The sequence below is a fragment of the Acidovorax sp. T1 genome, assembly GCF_002176815.1.
Classification (GTDB): Bacteria; Pseudomonadota; Gammaproteobacteria; order Burkholderiales; family Burkholderiaceae_C; genus Acidovorax.
The window spans coordinates 3,601,175-3,620,106 of the sequence record NZ_CP021648.1; the positions used below are offsets into that span (position 1 = coordinate 3,601,175).

20 protein-coding genes are annotated in these 18,932 nt (G+C 64.0%); 18 read left to right on the forward strand and 2 right to left on the reverse strand.

Translation table 11 applies throughout. From position 1 onward, the window contains the following. The first annotated feature begins 133 nt into the window (after positions 1-133). From CCX87_RS16750 to CCX87_RS16800, 11 genes are all read left to right on the forward strand, one after another. A complete protein-coding gene (locus CCX87_RS16750) occupies positions 134-961 on the forward strand; it encodes a DUF932 domain-containing protein (protein WP_003050347.1) in 828 nt (275 codons plus the stop codon). Positions 962-1,055: 94 nt separating this feature from the next. Next, complete coding sequence (locus CCX87_RS16755) at positions 1,056-1,745, forward strand: DUF3275 family protein (protein ID WP_003050344.1); 690 nt, start codon at positions 1,056-1,058, stop codon at positions 1,743-1,745. 94 nt (positions 1,746-1,839) lie between these two features. Beyond that, a complete protein-coding gene (locus CCX87_RS16760) occupies positions 1,840-2,178 on the forward strand; it encodes a hypothetical protein (RefSeq protein WP_003050341.1) in 339 nt (112 codons plus the stop codon). Between the two features lie 106 nt (positions 2,179-2,284). Beyond that, positions 2,285-2,692 carry a hypothetical protein gene (locus CCX87_RS16765; RefSeq protein ID WP_003050329.1) on the forward strand — a complete coding sequence of 136 codons (408 nt, stop codon included), beginning with the start codon at positions 2,285-2,287 and terminating at the stop codon, positions 2,690-2,692. Between the two features lie 16 nt (positions 2,693-2,708). Beyond that, positions 2,709-2,969 carry a hypothetical protein gene (locus tag CCX87_RS16770; protein WP_003050326.1) on the forward strand — a complete coding sequence of 87 codons (261 nt, stop codon included), beginning with the start codon at positions 2,709-2,711 and terminating at the stop codon, positions 2,967-2,969. Between the two features lie 76 nt (positions 2,970-3,045). Then, complete coding sequence (locus CCX87_RS16775) at positions 3,046-3,696, forward strand: hypothetical protein (RefSeq protein ID WP_003050322.1); 651 nt, start codon at positions 3,046-3,048, stop codon at positions 3,694-3,696. 25 nt (positions 3,697-3,721) lie between these two features. After that, positions 3,722-4,870 carry a DUF6094 domain-containing protein gene (locus CCX87_RS16780; RefSeq protein ID WP_257789735.1) on the forward strand — a complete coding sequence of 383 codons (1,149 nt, stop codon included), beginning with the start codon at positions 3,722-3,724 and terminating at the stop codon, positions 4,868-4,870. A 49-nt stretch (positions 4,871-4,919) separates the two neighbouring features. Next, complete coding sequence (locus CCX87_RS16785) at positions 4,920-5,240, forward strand: hypothetical protein (RefSeq protein ID WP_033972366.1); 321 nt, start codon at positions 4,920-4,922, stop codon at positions 5,238-5,240. Positions 5,241-5,329: 89 nt separating this feature from the next. Further along, complete coding sequence (locus CCX87_RS16790) at positions 5,330-5,635, forward strand: hypothetical protein (protein ID WP_003050312.1); 306 nt, start codon at positions 5,330-5,332, stop codon at positions 5,633-5,635. A 132-nt stretch (positions 5,636-5,767) separates the two neighbouring features. Further along, a complete protein-coding gene (locus tag CCX87_RS16795; RefSeq protein ID WP_003050309.1) occupies positions 5,768-8,047 on the forward strand; it encodes a helicase-related protein in 2,280 nt (759 codons plus the stop codon). A gap of 144 nt (positions 8,048-8,191) precedes the next feature. Then, positions 8,192-8,965, forward strand: a complete 774-nt coding sequence (locus tag CCX87_RS16800) for a competence protein CoiA (protein WP_003050307.1) — start codon at positions 8,192-8,194, stop codon at positions 8,963-8,965. A 66-nt stretch (positions 8,966-9,031) separates the two neighbouring features. Here the strand turns inward: CCX87_RS16800 and CCX87_RS16805 are convergent, their stop codons facing one another. Continuing rightward, positions 9,032-10,849 (reverse strand): ATP-dependent helicase, encoded by a 1,818-nt coding sequence (locus CCX87_RS16805; protein ID WP_023656982.1) that lies wholly within the window; start codon positions 10,847-10,849, stop codon positions 9,032-9,034. Beyond that, a complete protein-coding gene (locus CCX87_RS16810; RefSeq protein WP_228480065.1) occupies positions 10,833-12,599 on the reverse strand; it encodes an ATP-dependent nuclease in 1,767 nt (588 codons plus the stop codon). Before CCX87_RS16810 ends, CCX87_RS16805 begins: the two co-directional genes overlap by 17 nt. A gap of 243 nt (positions 12,600-12,842) precedes the next feature. On the opposite strand from CCX87_RS16810, the gene pilL2 reads away from it, so the two are divergent. Genes pilL2 through CCX87_RS16845 form a run of 7 tightly spaced genes read left to right on the forward strand, consistent with a single transcriptional unit; the run spans position 12,843 to position 18,893 of the window. Continuing rightward, positions 12,843-13,442: a PFGI-1 class ICE element type IV pilus protein PilL2 gene (gene pilL2 / locus CCX87_RS16815; protein WP_020307822.1), complete on the forward strand. Its 600-nt coding sequence runs from the start codon at positions 12,843-12,845 to the stop codon at positions 13,440-13,442. Further along, on the forward strand, positions 13,439-14,083 hold the full coding sequence (locus CCX87_RS16820; protein WP_003050295.1) for a hypothetical protein: 645 nt from the start codon (positions 13,439-13,441) through the stop codon (positions 14,081-14,083). The genes pilL2 and CCX87_RS16820 overlap by 4 nt, the downstream gene beginning before the upstream one ends. Before the next feature lie 12 nt (positions 14,084-14,095). Then, positions 14,096-14,833 carry a TIGR03759 family integrating conjugative element protein gene (locus tag CCX87_RS16825; protein ID WP_003050292.1) on the forward strand — a complete coding sequence of 246 codons (738 nt, stop codon included), beginning with the start codon at positions 14,096-14,098 and terminating at the stop codon, positions 14,831-14,833. Further along, entirely contained in the window at positions 14,815-15,405 is a 591-nt protein-coding gene (locus tag CCX87_RS16830; RefSeq protein WP_003109780.1) for a transglycosylase SLT domain-containing protein, read from the forward strand. Before CCX87_RS16825 ends, CCX87_RS16830 begins: the two co-directional genes overlap by 19 nt. Then, positions 15,402-15,950 carry an integrating conjugative element protein gene (locus CCX87_RS16835; RefSeq protein ID WP_003050285.1) on the forward strand — a complete coding sequence of 183 codons (549 nt, stop codon included), beginning with the start codon at positions 15,402-15,404 and terminating at the stop codon, positions 15,948-15,950. The genes CCX87_RS16830 and CCX87_RS16835 overlap by 4 nt, the downstream gene beginning before the upstream one ends. A gap of 4 nt (positions 15,951-15,954) precedes the next feature. After that, on the forward strand, positions 15,955-18,147 hold the full coding sequence (gene traD / locus CCX87_RS16840; RefSeq protein ID WP_003050282.1) for a type IV conjugative transfer system coupling protein TraD: 2,193 nt from the start codon (positions 15,955-15,957) through the stop codon (positions 18,145-18,147). Further along, positions 18,144-18,893 carry a TIGR03747 family integrating conjugative element membrane protein gene (locus tag CCX87_RS16845; protein WP_003050279.1) on the forward strand — a complete coding sequence of 250 codons (750 nt, stop codon included), beginning with the start codon at positions 18,144-18,146 and terminating at the stop codon, positions 18,891-18,893. The genes traD and CCX87_RS16845 overlap by 4 nt, the downstream gene beginning before the upstream one ends. Positions 18,894-18,932 lie beyond the last annotated feature (39 nt).

The following is an 18,932-nucleotide window of genomic DNA, read 5'->3' on the forward strand; positions in this document are numbered from 1 at the left end:
CCCTCACGGGGCCTTGTCGCTTCTCTTCCCGCATCCGCCGCGTCCCCATGACGCGCGCTTGCGCATTTCATCCCCCGAGTTCCGCGTGGTCTCACCGCCGCGCGGTTACCGCATTTCTCAAAGGAGATCAGCCATGTCTCTGGCATCCCGTTTTGCTCCGCAATCCCCGATCCTGCGCTCCGATCGTCCACTCTCGGACGACCGCATTCGTGCCGTCGTTCCGTCGATCTTCGCCGACGCTCCGCATGGGAGCCGGTCCGATCGGTATGCCTACATACCGACCTCGACCGTGCTGACCAAGCTGCGCCAGGAGGGCTTCGAGCCCTTCATGGTGTGCCAGACACGCGTGCGCAACGAAGACCGGCGCGAGTACACGAAGCACCTCATCCGACTTCGCCATGCGAGCCAGATCAACGGCGACGAGGCGAACGAGATCATCCTGCTCAACAGCCACGACGGCACGAGCAGCTATCAGATGCTCGCCGGCATGTTCCGGTTCGTCTGCCACAACGGCCTGGTTTGCGGTGACACCACCGCCGACATCCGCGTTCCCCACAAGGGCGACGTGGCCAGCCAGGTGATCGAAGGTGCCTACGGAGTCCTCGAAGGCTTCGAGCGCGTGCAGAACGCGCGCGATGCGATGCGCACCATCACCCTCGATGAGGGCGAAGCGGAGGTCTTTGCAAACTCCGCGCTCGCACTCAAGTACGACGATCCAGCCAAGTCCACGCCTGTCACGGAGAGCCAACTGCTGGCACCCCGGCGATGGGACGACCGCAAGAACGACTTGTGGGCCGTCTTCAACCGCGTCCAGGAGAACCTCGTCAAAGGGGGCCTGAACGGACGCACGGCCAACGGCCGCAATCAGCGCACCCGTCCGGTGCAAGGCATCGACCAGAACCTGCGCCTGAACCGGGCGTTGTGGCTGCTGGCCGAAGGCATGCGCCAGCTCAAGGCGTGATGCCACGCGGACCTCGCCCACCTCGGGCGAGGCCATTTCCTCTCATCCACCGGGTGCCGTCGGCGGCCCGTCATTCATCATCAGGAGAACCATCATGGCAACCCCATCGGCTTCCGAGAAATCGGTTGCGCCCATCGTCGTCCCCGGCCAGCTCACGCTGCGTACCATCCGCGGCAAGAACGGCCCGTTCACGGTTGGCCGCCTCGCCACGCACCTCGGTACTTTCGAGGTCAAAGACCCGGAGCTGGAGCAGTACCCCGAAGGCAAGTACGACGGGGAATTCATCATCAGGTACATCTTCCCGAAGTCCTATCCGGTCGGCGGCGGCATGCGGTTCGAGATCCGTGCCAGCCTCGACGGCATGACGCTCAACGGCATCGACAAACTCAGCCGCGACGAAGCCCGCAGCTTCGCCACCCAGGACGTCGATCCGCTCGATGAAGAGCAAGGGGCGCAGCCTGCGACAACGCCGGCCAAGCCGACCAAAGCGTCCAGGCCCGCCAAGCCCGCACCCGTGCAGGCGTCCGCGGACCCGATGGTCGATACCACGCCCTTTGGCGTGGATGCGCCGCCACCTGCTGAGGCTGCTGCCCCCGGCAGCACCCAAGACGGTGACCCCGCGCTCTTCGGCCTGCTGTGGCCGCTGGGCGAGTCCGTGAAACTGGATTCGACCATCGACCGCCGCGCTTTGCGTGCACAGATCGCCCGCCTGGGCGAGCTGGGCTACGCGCTGGACTTCAAGACGCAGGAGTGGAGCCGCCAGGCCGAACTGCAACCTGCGTGATCGTAGACGCCGCATGCGCGGTGTTCTTCATCCACCCGCCGGGGTTCCTTCCCCATGCGGGGGAGGCCCTGGCCATCTTCTGGAGGTCTTCATCATGTCCACCATCGCTTGCGATATCCCCCGCTCCGCGCTGGATGAACCCGCGTGGCGGGCTCTCTGCGAGACGGCAGCCGCACAAGCCACCAAGGGTTGCGGACTGTCTCACGACTACTACGTCGAACGCTTCAGTTCGGCGATCGACGCGCAACTCGGTCGATTGCCGGAAGAACAGCGCGCACAGGCGCTGAAGATCGCACAGGAATGGGACTACGCAACACCGGCCGAACGGCAGGAAACCCAGGACTGGAATGCGGAGCATGGCTATTGCTCGCATGGGATCGAGTTCGGCTGCTGTCCGGCCGGTTGTGATCGCGACGATGACGACTGGGACTAAGGGTAAGGCATAGGTTTTCCTTCGCTGCACCTGCGGCATTCCATCACCCACTGGGGGTTCTTCCCCACGGGGAGGCCTCCAGCTCAACTTTTCGAGGAGGCCTCTCATGGGCTGGTATTTCTCTCCCCAATCGCGGTCTGAACTGATCGCGGAACTGATCGCACCACAGCAGACCGAGCGCGTCAGCGCGAAGGTTATCGCTCACGCATTGCGCGGCAACGTGCTGTGGTCAGTGGTCGAACTGACCGCCAAGGTCGAAGGTGTGCATCGTGATCTCGCGCCGGGCCAGTCCTTGCGCTACATCCGCTGCGATCTGCTGGAACGCAGCGGCAACCAGTGGGGCTACAAGCCGTTGGAAGAGTCCATGCACCCGTACTACTACTCGTGCCCGCTGTCCTATCTGGACCTCGCACCGGAGCAGTCCGCCGACTGGCGTGCAGGCGTTCGCGCCTACCACGCACGGCGGCGCACACCCACGGCTGTCACGGCTCCCGCCGCGACGCTGATGGCCTGAGCCAGGAGGAACCAACATGGACCCGATCCTGGCTGCGCTCTCACCCTCGCTGCTGGCACTCGTTGAAGGAAGTTTGTCCAACGACGAAGTGTCCTCCGACGAGGAGATGCTGGAGTACTTCATCAGCAACGGCCTCACCGAGGAACAGGCACGGCAGGCACTGACCTACCGCGACCAGTACCTCAACAACATCTACCTGGACGGCTTCACGCCGATCACCGCGGTGGACGAGGCGCTTCACTTCAACCCGCACACCCGGCAGTTCGAGCCGGACTGAGCGATTTTCTTCCACCCCCTGGGGCAGTACTTGCCCCAGCGGGCGGTGCTGTTCCCGTTAATCCGAGGACACCACCATGCTCGCAAACACTTCTTCCACCACGCTGTACCGCATCGACGAATGCCCGGACGTGATGGCCGACGCTTGCGTCGGCGATGACCAGGGCAACCTGATCTTCCTGTCCATCTGGGCGCGCGACACCGCCGTCCAGCAGTTCCTGGCTCGCCTGACCCTCGGGCGCGACGAGCAGGGACTGGACCAGTTCCACATCATCACCGACCAGGGCGGCAGCGTCCCGGTGTTCATCGGCAACGTCGATCGCCTGGAAAAGCGCGTCACGCGCGCCTATCGGCGAACGCTGTTCGGTTCGCTGTCCAACGTGTGGCTGTTCGACCGCCGCTGCGTCAAGCCCGACAAGGCCAACGCCAGCGCACTGGCACTGCTGCCGCGCGACAGCGCCCACCGGCTCGACCGCCTGTGGATGCTGGTGCGGGACACCTGCCCATTGCCGCTGCTCGACCACTGGCGCGAGACCGTGCTGGAACTGCTGCAAAGCCGCGAGATGCTGGCCCGCCTTCCGTTCGCCCTCGGGCCGCTGGAAGGCCATCGGCTAGCCATCGACGTGCCGGCGCTGACCTTGGCGCTGGGTTCGCTGATCCGCAGTGATGTGCTCACCGCCTATCCATACCCGGCCAAGATCTGGACGCCGGAAGTGGTAGCGGCCTGACCCACCCACGGAGGCACGCCTTGGCGTGCTTCCGTGTTTCCTCCCCGCCAACCAGGAGACTTCCATGGCCCTCATGTTCCCGCGGCTCGCCCGCAATTTCGCTAAGAACGGTTACTACCCGACTGACGAACCCACGCTCGAAAGAGCCCTCAACGCACTGATGCCCAGCGACGGGCCCATGTGCATCCTCGATCCCTGCGCCGGCGAAGGCGTGGCGATCGCCGAAGCCGCCCATGCCCTCGGGCGCGAGCAGGCCAAGGCGTTCGCGGTCGAGTTCGACGCGGAGCGGGCACGCCATGCCCGCGGCCTGGTCGATCACTGCCTGCACGCGGACCTGATGGACACGATGGTCTCCAAGCAGTCGTTCGGGCTGCTCTGGCTCAACCCGCCGTATGGCGACTTGTCCAAGGACGTCAACGGCAACATCGGCTATCAGGGCCAGGGCCGTGCCCGCCTCGAAAAGCTGTTCTATCAGCGTTCGCTGTCGCTGTTGCAGTACGGCGGCGTGCTGGTCTTCATCGTCCCCGCCTACGTGCTCGATGCGGAGCTGGTCGGCTGGCTGACACGCCACTACACGGACCTGCGCATCTACCGAGCGGTGGAGACGCAGTTCAAGCAGGTGGTGATCTTCGGCCGAAGGGTGCGACAGCGTGAACAGGCTCCCGATGGCGTCAAGGCCGTGCGCAATCTGCTGCTGCAGGTTGGGCTTGGCGAAGTCGAAGCCGAGGAGCTGCCGAGCGATTGGCCGTTCCTGCCGTACATCGTCCCCGCCAGTCCGGCCGAGCCGGAGCATTTCTTCCGCGTGACGATGGAGCCGGAGCAGTTCGCCGATGAAGTCGGCCGGCTGCAAGGCCTCTGGCCGTCGCTGGACACGCACCTGGGGGCCGCGCAGCAGTCGCTGCGTCCGCCGGCGCGTGCCTTGTCCCACTGGCATCTCGCCCTGGCTCTGGCCGCGGGTGCGATCTCGGGGGTTGTGCGCTCCAAGACCGGGCGCGTGCTCGTCGTCAAGGGTGACACCCACAAGGACAAGACGCTCCAGCGGGAATTCACCGAACGCGACGACGGCTCCATCGCCGAGACCCGCATCCTCACCGACAAGTTCGTGCCCGTCATCCGCGCGTGGGACATGACGCCTGGCTCCCCGACACGGGGCGAGGTGCTGACCATCCGCTAATCCCCCGGACGCCTGACGTCCTGCTGCACTTCATCGAAGGAGAAACACCATGCTCTCACGTCTGTTCCAGCGGCCCGCGCCGCACAAGCAACCCTTGTTCGCACCGGCCTCGTTGCAGTTGAGCGAAAAGGTGCACTGGCTGGCCCGCCGAGGTCTCATCGATCCCTTGTCCTATGTACAGCGCCACGTGCGCGGCGACTGGGGCGAGATCGACGAGGCCACCCGCCAGGCCAACGATGTCGCACTCGATCAGGACAACCTGATGATCTCCCAGTACCGGATCACGCCGGAACTGGTGTTGATCGTGAAGACCAGCGAAGACCACCAGACCACGGTGGTCCAGCTTCCCGAAGAGCGCGACCTGATCTGAAGGCACCACCTCGTCATCCCATCCACCTGACGGAGCCACTTCACTCCGCCAGGGGTGTCGTGGCTCAATAACCTTTCAAGGAGGAGCCCATGGCATCACATCGCATCGAAACCTACTGCCAGAGGCTGGCGTTCCCCATCGGGGCGCTTATCTTCAGCAGAGCCGTTGACCGCCTGGTCCGCGCGGGTCGCCTCGACCCAATCCCGTACTTCAGGCGCCACACCCGTGGCGACTGGGGAGACGTCAACGTCCAGCAATGGCAGGCCAACAGCACCGCGCTTCAATCAGGTGCTTCGCTGGAGTCGCACTACGTGATCCACCCAGGGCTGGCCATTCGCATCGTTACCGACGCGCAGCGCAGCGCCACCGTCATCGTGTTGCCGTCCGAGGACTGAGCACGGTTCACTCGCAGGCCACCCAGGCCCGCACCTTCAACCTTCGGCCACGCGCCGATTCTCTTCCCACTCCGGGGCATGCCATAGCCCCGTTGGGGGTGGTGCATGCCCCATTTTCTTTGGAGCATCACCATGTCCCTCGATCTCGACACCACTACCGCTGAAGCCACACCCGTGCAGGGCGAACTGCTCGACGCGGAATCCAACCCTCTGACCCTGAGCCTTCAGGATTTCGTTGGCGAGTTCGGCGACGAACTGCTCGACGCCCTCAACAGCGCCAATCCGCCGGTCTATACCGGCCAACCGCAGGCGCACCGGCAACTCATCGTCGCCAGCCTCAAGCGCAAGCTGTTCCCGGCCCAGGCCGAAGTCGTCCACGCTGCTGCCGAGCTGCTGATCGACCGTGGCGAACGCGCCGCGATCGTCAACGGCGAGATGGGTTGCGGGAAGACGACCGTCGGCATCGCCACGGCTGTCGTGCTCAACGCCGAAGGCTACCGCCGCACTCTGGTGCTTTCGCCACCGCACCTGGTTTACAAGTGGCGGCGCGAGATCCAGGAGACGGTAGCGGGCGCCAAAGTGTGGGTGCTCAACGGGCCGGATACGCTCGTCAAGCTCATCAAGCTGCGTGAGCAGTTGGGTGTCCAGCCCACGGGTCAGGAGTTCTTCGTCCTGGGCCGCGTGAGGATGCGGATGGGCTTCCACTGGAAGCCCGTTTTCACCACGCGGCGCACCCGCCACGGCGACGTGGCAGCGTGCCCGGACTGCGGCACGGTCATCACCGACCTCGACGGCGAGCCGGTCAACCCGGTCGCGCTCGAAGCCGAGGAATCCCGCAGGAAGTGCGGCCATTGCGCTGCGCCCCTGTGGACACTGATCCGCCCGCGCAGCCTGTCCGGCAGCGACCAGTCCTCGGCCGTGCTCAAAGCCTTGAAGCGCATCCCGACGATCGGGGAAGTCACCGCGCAGAAGCTGATGCAGAAGTTCGGCGACGGCTTCCTGGCCTCGATGCTCGGCGACAACATTCACGAGTTCATCAACCTCATGGATGGCAACGGCGAGCTGGTGTTTTCCGACCGTCAAGCCACGCGCATGGAACGTGCGATGGCCAACATGGAGTTCGGCTTTGGCGAGGGCGGCTATCAACCGTCCGAGTTCATCAAGCGCTACCTGCCGCAAGGCACGTTCGACCTGCTCATCGCCGACGAGGCCCACGAGTACAAGAACGGCGGCAGCGCCCAGGGCCAGGCCATGGGCGTGCTGGCGGCGAAGGCTCGCAAGACCTTGCTGCTGACCGGCACGTTGATGGGCGGCTACGGCGACGATCTGTTCTACCTGCTGTTCCGAGCCCTTCCCGGGCGGATGATCGAAGACGGCTATCGCCCGACCACGAGCGGCAGCATGACCTCGGCCGCGATGGCGTTCATGCGCGATCACGGTGTCCTGAAGGACATTTATTCCGAGAGCACCGGGACGGCGCACAAGACCGCGAAAGGCACGAAAGTCAGTGTCAGAACGGTCAAGGCCCCGGGCTTCGGCCCGAAGGGTGTGCTGCGCTGCATCCTGCCGTTCACGATCTTCCTCAAGCTCAGAGACATCGGCGGCAATGTCCTGCCGCCGTATGACGAAGAGTTTCGTGAAGTCGCGATGGACACGGCGCAAGCCGCGGCCTACCGCGATCTGGCAGGTCGGCTGACCGCGGAGCTGAAACAGGCTCTGGCGCGACGCGATACTACCTTGCTCGGTGTAGTCCTCAATGTGCTGCTGGCCTGGCCGGATTGCTGCTTCCGGTCGGAGACCGTTGTGCATCCGCGTACGCGCAACACCCTGGCGTTTGTCCCGGCTCAGTTCAACGAGTTCGAGATCAGCCCCAAGGAGCGTGAGCTGATCGACATCTGCAGGGAAGAGAAAGCACAGGGCCGCAAGGTTCTGGCCTACACCGTCTATACCGGCACGCGCGACACGACTAGCCGGTTGAAGGTATTGCTGGAGCAGGAAGGCTTCAAAGTGGCGGTACTGCGCGCAAGCGTGGATGCCAGCCGCCGCGAGGACTGGATCGCCGAGCAGTTGGACCGTGGCATCGACGTGCTCATCACCAATCCGGAGCTTGTCAAGACGGGATTGGACCTGTTGGAGTTTCCGACGATCGTGTTCATGCAGTCGGGCTACAACGTGTATTCGCTCCAGCAGGCGGCACGCCGCTCTTGGCGTATCGGGCAGAAGCTGTCCGTGCGCGTGATGTACCTGGGCTACGCCGGCTCCTCGCAGATGACCTGCCTGGAGCTGATGGCCAAGAAGATCATGGTCTCGCAGTCCACTTCGGGCGATGTACCCGAATCGGGGCTCGATGTCCTGAACCAGGATGGTGATTCCGTGGAGGTCGCATTGGCCCGGCAATTGGTAACTGCGTGATCTGCTGTCTGCCGGCATCCTTTCGGGGGTGCCGGCATTTTTCTAGGAAATTGCTGCTCGGAGGATTCGATCACCGCCCCGCTCCCAGCGCGGGGAAGGCTAAACTGATTAGACAATACCGAGATTCAAGGAGGCACTGTGGCTATGGTGATCGAAGCAGCATATGCAGATGGTACTGGTGCAGCCAACGCACTGCATATGTCTCAGGCGCAGTGGGAAGAGTTGCAACGGGCGTACTGCGTCGGTGATCTGCTGATGCCTTGCTGCAACGCTCCAGCGATTCCCAAGGTTAGTGCTAATGGGTACCCCTTCTTTGCGCATCTAGGAGGTGCGTGCAGTACTTCCGAAGAAAGCCAATGGCACCTGGCGGCCAAGATACTTGTGCGCAGCGTGCTTGAAGATCTTGGATGCCGTGCCTCGGTTGAAATGCCGGGTTCGGGTGATGCAGGTCGCTGGCAGGCTGATGTCTGGGGTGAGCGCAATGGGGTTAGGTTGGCTGTCGAGATCCAAAGATCGTATCAGTCGCTCCGTGACTACCGTAAACGCCAAGAGCGGTACCGCGAGGCGGGCGTCAAGTCTCTTTGGTTGCTGCGGCAGGAGCGATATAGCACACTCACCAAGAGCATGGGAAAGGAGCGTCTGCGCACCGAGTTTGGGGGCAAGTTCCCTTCGGCCGGCCACTTCGGCCCGTGCCTTTCTGACCTGCCGGTCGCGATGCTTGAGCTAGATCCGGCCCCAACGGTCAAGGGTGCCGGATTCTTCAACGCAACCCTTCCAAACATACTTGAAGCAGTGCTTAGTGAGCGCTTTCTTTGCATCAACGGTCTATGGTGTATCGATAACCTAGACTCGATGAATAACGCCGCCAGACTCTCGCGCGAGCGTTTTGCAGCCAATCGCTTGGCTGCAAAGATGTAGCTCGACTGTGGTGTTGCTCGACATGCGCCGACGCAGCACCGACACTCCAGATTCCCTGGTTCACACTCAAATGCCAGCGGCACGCATTCGCGCCTCCAGCTCATCAAGGAATGGCGAGCGCCCAAAGCGCATAGGGCCATAGCGGCCATCAACGAAGCCCGAATACAGCATGTGGACCTCGTCGCGAGCACGTGTGAGTCCCACATAGAAGAGCCGGCGACTTTCGCGCAACTTCTCTGGAGTTTCATTGCGCCACGGCAGATTTCCGAGGTCGAGTCCAACCATGATGACGACGTCGTACTCACAGCCCTTTGCGGAATGCAGTGTCAGCAGATTCAGGTGATCGGGCGAACCGTCCCGACCGCCCAAACTAGTGATGTCTAGCGAAGCCAGTGCACCGCCTTCGGCGAGCGCTGCCGTCATGCGATCCAGTTGCTCTTTCTGATCAGCGAGCGCCAATTCAGCCGCCAGCAGATGATCCACTACACCGTTGCGCAACGAAGCAACAAATTCTCGCGCAGGTTGCTGGTCAGCGCGCAGCTCCCATAGCAAGGCGGTTAGCTCTTGCTCTTCGCGCTTGGCCTGTGAATCGTCCAAGCTCGCCCGATGAAATGCGCGATAGCGGTCGAGTAGTCCACGCAATTGTGGGCGTCCAACACGCCAGCCACCCGCGCACCACGCCGCACAATCTTCTACCCAACTTGTTAGGGCAACCTTGCGGTAAGGTGCTGCGGTATCCACACGGATGTAATCGAGACCGCCGGTTGCCACAGCTTTAGCCACGATATCGCCTGCGCGATAGTCTTTGTATAGGATCGCGATATCGCCCAGTGTTCGTCCCGGCTTGGAGGCTAAGGCCGCCGGAATGATCTGCGCGACGGCGTGCGCAGCCTGGTCCGCCGTACCACCCGGGCGCAGGACAAATTCGATGGTCGTTTGTCGCGCAGGATCGCTCGCTTGATAGCCTCGGGCTTCTCCAAGCGCCATCTCTGACGCAGTCACGATCCCTGCACCAGAACGGTAATTTAATTGAAGCTGGACAGGCTCAATGTCTCTGCGAGCCGCCAATTCCATGAGCAACGCGCCATCAGCCCCCGTAAATCCATATATCGACTGATCCGCATCCCCGACAGCGAAAAGTCGGACACCCCCGTCGAAGGCAAGGCGTTTGACGATGCGATGCAGTGCTACACCTAAATCCTGGTACTCATCCACCGCGAGCACGGGGAATTTTGCCTGAACCAGAGGTAGTACCCAGTCGTGCTCGGCGATCAAACGTTGGCCGAAGACAACCATGTCATCGTAGTCAATCAGCCCCTCGTCGCGCAGAGCGGCCTCGTAGGTCTCGGCCCAGGCAGCGAGTTCCTCCTCGCTACGCCAAGCGACGCTATTTCGATTGAGCACGGAACGGCGATGCCGTCCGAGGTCAATAACTTTGTACGGATGGTTCTGGCCGAAAAGCGCATCTCCAGTTTGCTTCAACAACCGATCACTGACTCGTTGAGTGGCCACCGAAAGTGGGAAAGATATGGGCAGGCCGGCCAGGCGTCCATACGGCATCAAGAGATGACGCAGACAGAACCCATGGACCGTACCAATGAAAAGATTAGGTGCCTGCTGAAGTCCCAAGCTTTCAATTCGGCGAGCGAGTTCGCGAGCGCACTCCTGACTATAAGTGATGCACGCAACGCCACGAGGGGCCTCGACGTCTTCGGCTAGGATGCGGGCGAGCTTTAGGACGAGTGTCTTGGTCTTACCGCTCCCGGGACCGGCGAGTACCACACAATGTCCTTGAGAGTTGTAGGCTGCCAACTGACCCGGATTCCCAGCCAGTTCGGCAGCCTGAGCCAAGTAGGCTGTGCTGACACTACGCGATGGCGTCACGGATATGCTCCAGAGCGGAACGAATGTAAGCCGGACAAACGTCCTGTGACACCGACGGTGCAAGTGCCTGCGCAAACCTCCCCTTTCCGATCCTCTCGATCAATCTGAGCAGCCAGTCTTCATCAACCTGATCAGGATCGTCCACCCACTGCTGCAAGGCATTCAGAGTTTCTCTCCTTAATCGCGGCAGTTCCTCCCGAATTACCTCCTGCATGTCCTGCGCCAGTCCACCTGCAAATAGTTCGGGCTCCAACGTGTTCTCGTTGACGAAGTATCCGTACTGCTCGGCAAGCTCGATCACTTCATCCGCATCCAAGTTTTCGTGATCGACACCGCCCTCAATCACGTCAAGGACATTGATAAGCCGCCTGCGAACCAATGGATGATTACCATTGGTTGGATCCCGGTCCGTCAGGATCACATGGGGAATGTTGAGTCCTTCAGGGCCCAGTAGCTTCACATACGGGGTGAAGTTAGTCCCCCCCACCGAGCACACAGTGATTCCAAGCATATCGAGGGGAATATCGAGTACCTCGGCAAACGCGGGAACGATGAAGCGCTCGGCGTCGCCTTCGACCAGAATCACCCCCCGAGAAAAGAAAATCTCGCCGCGAGTGACGTCAATGTAACGTTGAAGATCCTCTTCATCCCGCTGCGTGAAAGGTGCGTTTGCTGTCGAGACCGCGACAGTCTTGCCTTCCGCTGTGTCATGGCGCAGCAGAACAATAGATCTGATCGGCGCAACGCTTGCGATATGTGGCGAGTGGGTTGTGAGGATTGTCGTAAGCGGTGGCTGTTCCTCACCATCTTCCGCCCCCGTGCCAAGGAAGTAACGATAGATTAGACGCTGCACGTGCGGGTGCAGGTGCGCTTCGGGCTCCTCGACTACGAAGAAGGTGTGGTCGCGCTCTCCATCGGAAACGAGGCGGTCCAGTTCGAGACTCTTCAGCGCCAGGAAGATCAGGTTCGCGGTTCCCAAACTGGCATCGCCGACTCCGCGTACGCCGTTGTCGATCAGCAGCCGCAGGCTGCGCAGCAACGCGTCGACTCTAGTTGGTGCAAGTCCGAGCGATACCGGAACGGCATGTTGCCCCCCAGCGATGGCGATCAGCCGTTCGCTGATCCGTTCTGCTGTCGCTACCACTTCCTCGTGTCCAGCCAGCTCTCGCTGTGCTTGGTCGACCTGATCCTGAATCTCCTCACGGGCGTCATCATCCAACGACGCGGCAAGATCCTCAATGAGCGGCCTCAATGGCGAATTGCGCCAGCTCGCAAGGTCCTTCTCAGCGTCACGCAGGGCTACCTGAACATCTATTGGCAACATCCGGCGGAGTGCGCCGCCGATACGCATGTCGGGATCGTCGCCACCGAAGATCACATACTCATAGTCCTTCAACGATTCCGGAGCGCGCCCCAGGCCCGCCTTAGGCTGGAAGCGGTAGGTGAGTCGGGCCACCATGGGTGGGCCAGGATCAATCACGCAATCGTTGAGGTGAGCCATCAGTCGGGGATCGTTTGTGAAGTCCGTTAGATCCACAGAGACCTCAATGGTCGCACCAACCTTGTCTTCGCCAAGTCCGTCCCAGAAATGTTCAAGCCCCAGTTGTCGATCGCGCTCAGACAAGCCCGGATCAAGGATCAACTGCAGGCCGCGAATGAAATTGCTCTTGCCAACCTTGTTCTCTCCCACGATGACGATACTTTCCCCCGTCTCGACATCAACATCCGAGAAATTGGCGAAATTGATCAACCTGACCCGAGAAACCCTCATTTACGCCCCCGTCCACTGGTGTTTTAACAAATAGTAGCAGTCAAGCGGCCGGCCTCCATCCGCCGACCGCGACCGAGCTTTTCCGTTACGGCCCCCTCAAGGCCGCTTTTGTTCGACTAGACCGCTGCCGGTAAATCGGACGCAGCGTGGTTCGCATTGTTTGCTGCTGCCCCGGGTCTTAGCGGCGATGGTGAGGGCTCGATGTTTCAGGACGCCGAGCTTATGTGCCCCTCTCCACCTTGGTTTCACCATCCCGAACGCCGCCTGCTGGCTGGAGTCCTCGGCCTGCTCTGGTCGGTGCTGGCTGGCGGCTGCGCTACGACGACTGCGCCGCCCGCACCTGATGCCATCGAGGAAGTCTCGGCCGCGCCCGAACCCGAGGCGCCCGAGTACATCCCCGTCGTGCGCTACGGTCGCTACACGCTGGTCGAGCTGGCACCCAGAGCGGCGCAGCGCGACCTGCTGTTGCAGACCATCGACGTGTCCATGCCCGAAGATGCCCGTGCCACCGTCGGCGATGGGCTGCGGCATGTGCTCAAGCGTAGCGGTTACAGCCTGTGCCAGACGGCACACGCGGTAATCGAGCTGTACGCGCTGCCGCTGCCGGCGGCGCACCTGCACCTCGGCCCCATGACCTTGCGCGATGCGCTGCTCACGCTGGCTGGCCCGGCCTGGGAACTGCACGCGGATGACCGCGCACGGCAAATCTGCTTCGAACGGCCCGCCGACAGCGCGGTCATCGAACCCGCATCCGAGCCACCCGCCGCCGAGGCGGTGCAGACGTTCCCGCTGGAGCCTTCGGTTTCGGGAGGCCAGCCATGAGCTCCCCACAGTCTGCCCGGCGCCCGGGCGCCGTCGTGGTGGTGCAGAGCCTTCTGTGGCTCTGGTTGGTCTTCCTCAGCGTCTTGGTGGCCCTGGGCTACCAGGCCCTCAGCGACCAGGCCGACCAGGAGCGGCTGGATTCCCGCCTGCAACGCCTGGAAGTGCAGGCAACTGGCTTGGCCGAGACGATCGAGGCCATCCAGCAGCGCCCGGCCGTCGCGACGGACGCTGACCTCAAAGACACCCGCCAGATCCTGGAAGCACGCGCGGCCCAGGTCGAGAAATCTCTCAGTGGCTACGCAGCGGCCGACGACCTCCAGGCGCTTCGCGCGGAGGTCGAGCAGATCAAGGCGCGCCAAGCCGCCGCACGTGCCACCGCACCCGCCCAGCGGCGCGCATCGCGCACGTCCGCCGCCTCCAAGACCGAGCTGTCGCCGCTGTCATTCCGCGTCGTCGGCGCCGAACTGCGCGCCGGCCAGCGCAGCGTGTCCGTCGCGCCGAGCACCGGGGACTTCACGCCCGCCCAACTTCAGGTGCTGCTGCCCGGGGATGCGGTCGGCCCGTGGCGCCTGCAGGCGATCGAGGGCAACACCGCAGTGTTCCAGGCCGGCAACCACACCCGCCGCGTGGCGATTCCCTGACCGGAGCACCCCATGAAGCCGTCGATCCTCCTTTTCGCGGTCCTGGTGGCGTCGTCGCAATGGCCCGCCTGGGCGCAGCAGCCCGCAACGACCCCGGCGCGCAACGCACAGAGCCAGGAGCGCCCGCTGGCCGCCCGCGTGCTGGACGACCGGGTGGCAACCGAATGGGGCTTGCAGCCACAAGAATGGGCACGCTACCGCGAGCTGATGGATGGGCCGCTGGGTATCTACTCGCCCAACCTGGACCCGCTGTCCGCCCTGGGCATCGAAGCTCGCACGGACGAAGAACGGCGCCGCTATGCGGAACTGCAGGTGCAGGTGGAAGCGCGCCGCGTCGAGAAGCTGCTCGCCTACCAGCGCGCCTACGACGAGGCCTGGCAGCGCCTGAATCCGGGGATGCAGCGCGTGAACCTGCCCGACGACAAGCCGGGCGCCGGCACATCCAGCAGTCCCTTGCGCGGCAGCGGCCGCATGGCGGTGTTCGTCAAGGACGGCTGCGCAGCCTGCGGACAGCTCGTGCAGCGCCTGCAATCCTCGGGCGCGGAGTTCGACCTGTACATGGTGGGCAGCCGCCAGGATGACGCGCGCATCCGCGACTGGGCCAAGCGCGCGCAGATCGACCCGGCGCGCGTGCGCGCCGGCAGCATCACGCTCAACCACGACGGCGGCCGCTGGCTGTCGCTGGGCCTGCCCGGCGATCTGCCCGCCGCCGTGCGCGAAGTGAACGGCCAATGGCAGCGCCAGCCGTAGCCATGCCCCTGCGCGCACTGGTGCTCACTGCCGGCCTGTATGCCGTTGCCGCCCTGGCCCAGGAGGTTCCGCCACCGGCTTACCAGCTTGCCGCCCAGCGCGCAGGCATCCCCTCGACCGTGCTCTACGCCGTGGCCTTGCAGGAGAGCGGCATCCGGCGCAACGGGCGCCTGGTGCCGTGGCCGTGGTCCCTCAACGTCGCCGGCCAGTCGCGCCGCTTCGCCACGCGCGCCGACGCCTGCGCTGGCCTGCAGCAGGCGATGCGCGCCACGCCGCACACGCGCATTGATGCGGGCCTGGGCCAGATCAACCTCGGTTACCACAAGCACCGCTTTACCGGCGCGTGCGACCTGCTGGATCCGTATCGCAACCTGGCCGTTGCCGCCGAGATCCTGAAGGAGCAGCACACCCCCGGCGAGGACTGGCTGCTGGCGATCGGCCGCTACCACCGCCCCGCAGGCGGCGAGCCCGCCGCCCGCTATCGGCGCAGCGTGTCGCGCCACCTTGCCCGCGTGCAGGGCACGCGACCAGCCGCCGCGGTCCTCGCGGCGCGCCAGGAGACCTCCCCATGACGAAACCCCATCCCGCCCATCTCGCGTTCACGGGCCTACTCATGCTGCTGTCAGGCCTGCCGCTGGCCTCGCGTGCCGGCGAGCCACTGATCGTTGTCGAGGACCGTGGCGGCACGTCGGCATTGCCGTACTACGAAGCCCTGAATCTCCAGCCGCGCGCCAACGCACCGGCGCGGCCGTCCATCCCGACGCCCCAGCTTCCTGCCACACCGGCGGACGAAGCCGCGATGCTGCCGGTGCGCAGCGCCAAGCTCACGCCTGGCACCGTCGCGCGGCGTGTGATTGAAGCGCCCGGCCTGCGGCCGTTCGTGGTCATCGGCGACGACGAGGCTTCCCGGGCCTGGTTGCAGCGCCGCGCCGCCGCTTTGCGCGAACGTGGCGCGGTCGGCCTGGTGGTCAACGTCGAGACCGCGCAGGGCCTGGCGCGGCTGCGCGCGCTGGCGCCAGGCTTGCCGCTCGCCCCCGTTGCCAGCGACGACCTGGCCGATCGCCTGGGCCTGCGGCACTACCCGGCGCTGATCACGGCCACTGGCATCGAGCAATGAAGCCATGTCGGGGAAACAGCCGGTCGAGGTTCTGCTACGCCCAGCGGTGGAGCTATACACCATCGCGGCGTGTGCAGGCGCCGCGTTTCTGTGCCTGGTGGCCCCATGGTCGCTCGCGCTGAGCCCTTCGATGGGCGTCGGCAGCGCCTTGGCATTCGGTGCCTACGGCGCGATCCGCTACCGCGATGCCCGCGTCATTCTGCGCTACCGGCACAACATCCGCCGCCTGCCGCGGTACGTGATGACGAGCAAGGACGTGCCGGTCAGCCAGCAGCGCTTGTTCGTGGGGCGCGGGTTTCTCTGGGAGCAGAAGCACACCCATAGGCTGATGCAGACGTACCGGCCGGAGTTTCGCCGCTACGTCGAGCCGACGCCGGCCTACCGGCTGGCCAGGCGCCTGGAGGAACGGCTGGAGTTCGCGCCGTTCCCGCTGTCCCGGCTGCCCGCGCTCACGGGCTGGGACGTGCCTTTCAACCCCGTGCGCCCGTTGCCGCCTGTCGGCGGCCTGCCGCGCCTGCATGGCATCGAGCCCGACGAGGTGGACGTCAGCCTGCCGCTGGGGGAGCGCGTCGGACACTCGCTGGTGTTGGGCACCACGCGGGTGGGCAAGACGCGGCTGGCCGAGTTGTTCGTCACGCAGGACATCCGCCGCAAGAACGCCGCAGGCGAGCACGAGGTCGTGATCGTCATCGACCCCAAGGGGGACGCGGACCTGCTCAAGCGGATGTATGCCGAGGCCCAGCGCGCGGGCCGTGAAGGCGAGTTTTACGTCTTCCACTTGGGCTGGCCGGACATTTCGGCGCGCTACAACGCGGTGGGCCGCTTCGGCCGCATCAGCGAAGTGGCGACCCGGGTGGCGGGGCAGCTCTCCGGCGAAGGCAACAGCGCGGCGTTCCGCGAGTTCGCATGGCGCTTCGTGAACATCATTGCCCGCGCCCTGGTGGAGCTGGGGCAGCGCCCGGACTACATGCTGATCCAGCGGCACGTCATCAACATCGACGCGCTGTTCATCGAGTACGCCCAGCACTACTTCGCCAAGACTGAGCCCAAAGCCTGGGAGGTGATCGTCCAGATCGAGGCCAAGCTCAACGAGAAGAACATCCCGCGCAACATGATCGGGCGCGAGAAGCGCGTGGTGGCGCTGGAACAGTACCTCTCCCAGGCCCGCAACTACGACCCGGTTCTCGACGGCCTGCGCTCGGCGGTTCGCTACGACAAGACGTATTTCGACAAGATCGTCGCGTCGTTGCTGCCGCTGCTGGAGAAGCTCACCAGCGGGAAGATTTCCCAGCTTTTGGCCCCAAATTATTCCGACCTGGCCGACCCGCGCCCGATCTTCGATTGGATGCAGGTCATCCGAAAGCGCGCAGTCGTCTATGTGGGTCTGGACGCGCTATCCGACGCCGAGGTTGCCGCAGCGGTCGGCAATTCGATGTTCAGCGATCTCGTGTCGGTCGCCGGGCACATCTACAAGCACGGGATCGACGATGGCCTCCCGGGCGCAACGGCCGGTGCGCGCGTGCCCATCAACGTTCATGCCGATGAATTCAATGAATTGATGGGCGATGAATTCATCCCGCTAATCAACAAGGGCGGCGGTGCCGGCCTGCAAGTCACGGCGTACACGCAGACGCTCTCGGACATCGAGGCCCGCATCGGCAACCGCGCGAAGGCCGGTCAGGTGATCGGTAACTTCAACAACCTGTTCATGCTCAGGGTCAGGGAGACGGCCACGGCCGAACTGCTGACGAGGCAGTTGCCGAAGGTCGAGGTCTATACCACCACCATCGTCTCCGGCGCGACCGATAGCTCGGACATCCGTGGGGCGACGGATTTCACCAGCAACACGCAGGACCGCATCAGCATGTCCAGCGTGCCGATGATCGAGCCGTCGCACGTCGTTGGACTGCCCAAAGGCCAATGCTTCGCGCTGCTGCAGGGCGGCCAGCTTTGGAAGGTACGCATGCCGCTGCCGGCGCCGGACCCGGATGAAGTGATGCCGGCGGACCTGCAGCAACTGGCCGGGTACATGCGCCAGAGCTACAGCGAGGCCACGCAGTGGTGGGAGTTCACCAGCTCGCCGGCCTTGCAGGATGCGGCCTTGCCCGACGACCTGCTGGACGATGCCGCTGCGGCCGAGCCCGACGCGGTGGCCACCGGCGCCGACGATGGCGCGGGCAACGAGGCCGTGCCATGAAGGATGCCGCCTCGACCGCGCAGCGGGAGCAGAACCAACGCCAAGGCTTGATCGTCGGCACCCTCACCTTACCGTTCCGGTTACTCGGGGTGCTGATCGGCTCGCTGCTGTTCTCGATCGTGGTGGAGTGCGTCGGCATGCACCTGTTCTGGAAGGACCAGGGCTGGCGCCACTCCCAGCAGATGCTGCAGTACGAACTCGGGCACCTGTCCAGCCACTTCACGCGCAGCGTGGTCGTACAGGAGCCGGGACGGACGGCGCACGAGCTGGTGGACACCGGATACGAATGGGTGTTCGTGCGCTCGGGGCTGCTGGAGCACATGAGCCAGACCGCCGAGCGCGCCCGAGCGCCCAGCCACGGGCAGACCCACAACTTCCGCTACTGGATCAGCCAGGTCTATGTCTGGACCGAGAGCTACCTGATCGCTGCGGCCTTCACGACGCTCACCTTCCTGGTGCGCCTGCTGGTCTTGGTGCTCACGCTGCCGCTGATCCTCACGGCGGCATTCGTCGGCCTGATTGACGGCCTGGTGCGACGGGATGTGCGCCGGTTCGGCGCGGGCCGCGAATCCGGCTTCATCTACCACCGCGCGAAGGCCAGCCTGATGCCGTTGGCCGTGCTGCCTTGGGTCACCTATCTCGCTCTGCCCATATCGGTGCATCCTCTGGTCATCCTGCTGCCCAGCGCGGCGTTGCTGGGGATGGCAGTTAGCCTGACCGCAGGCAGCTTCAAGAAGTACTTATGAGGTGACACGGGCGGCACTGCTCTGCAAAGCCGTGTGCCG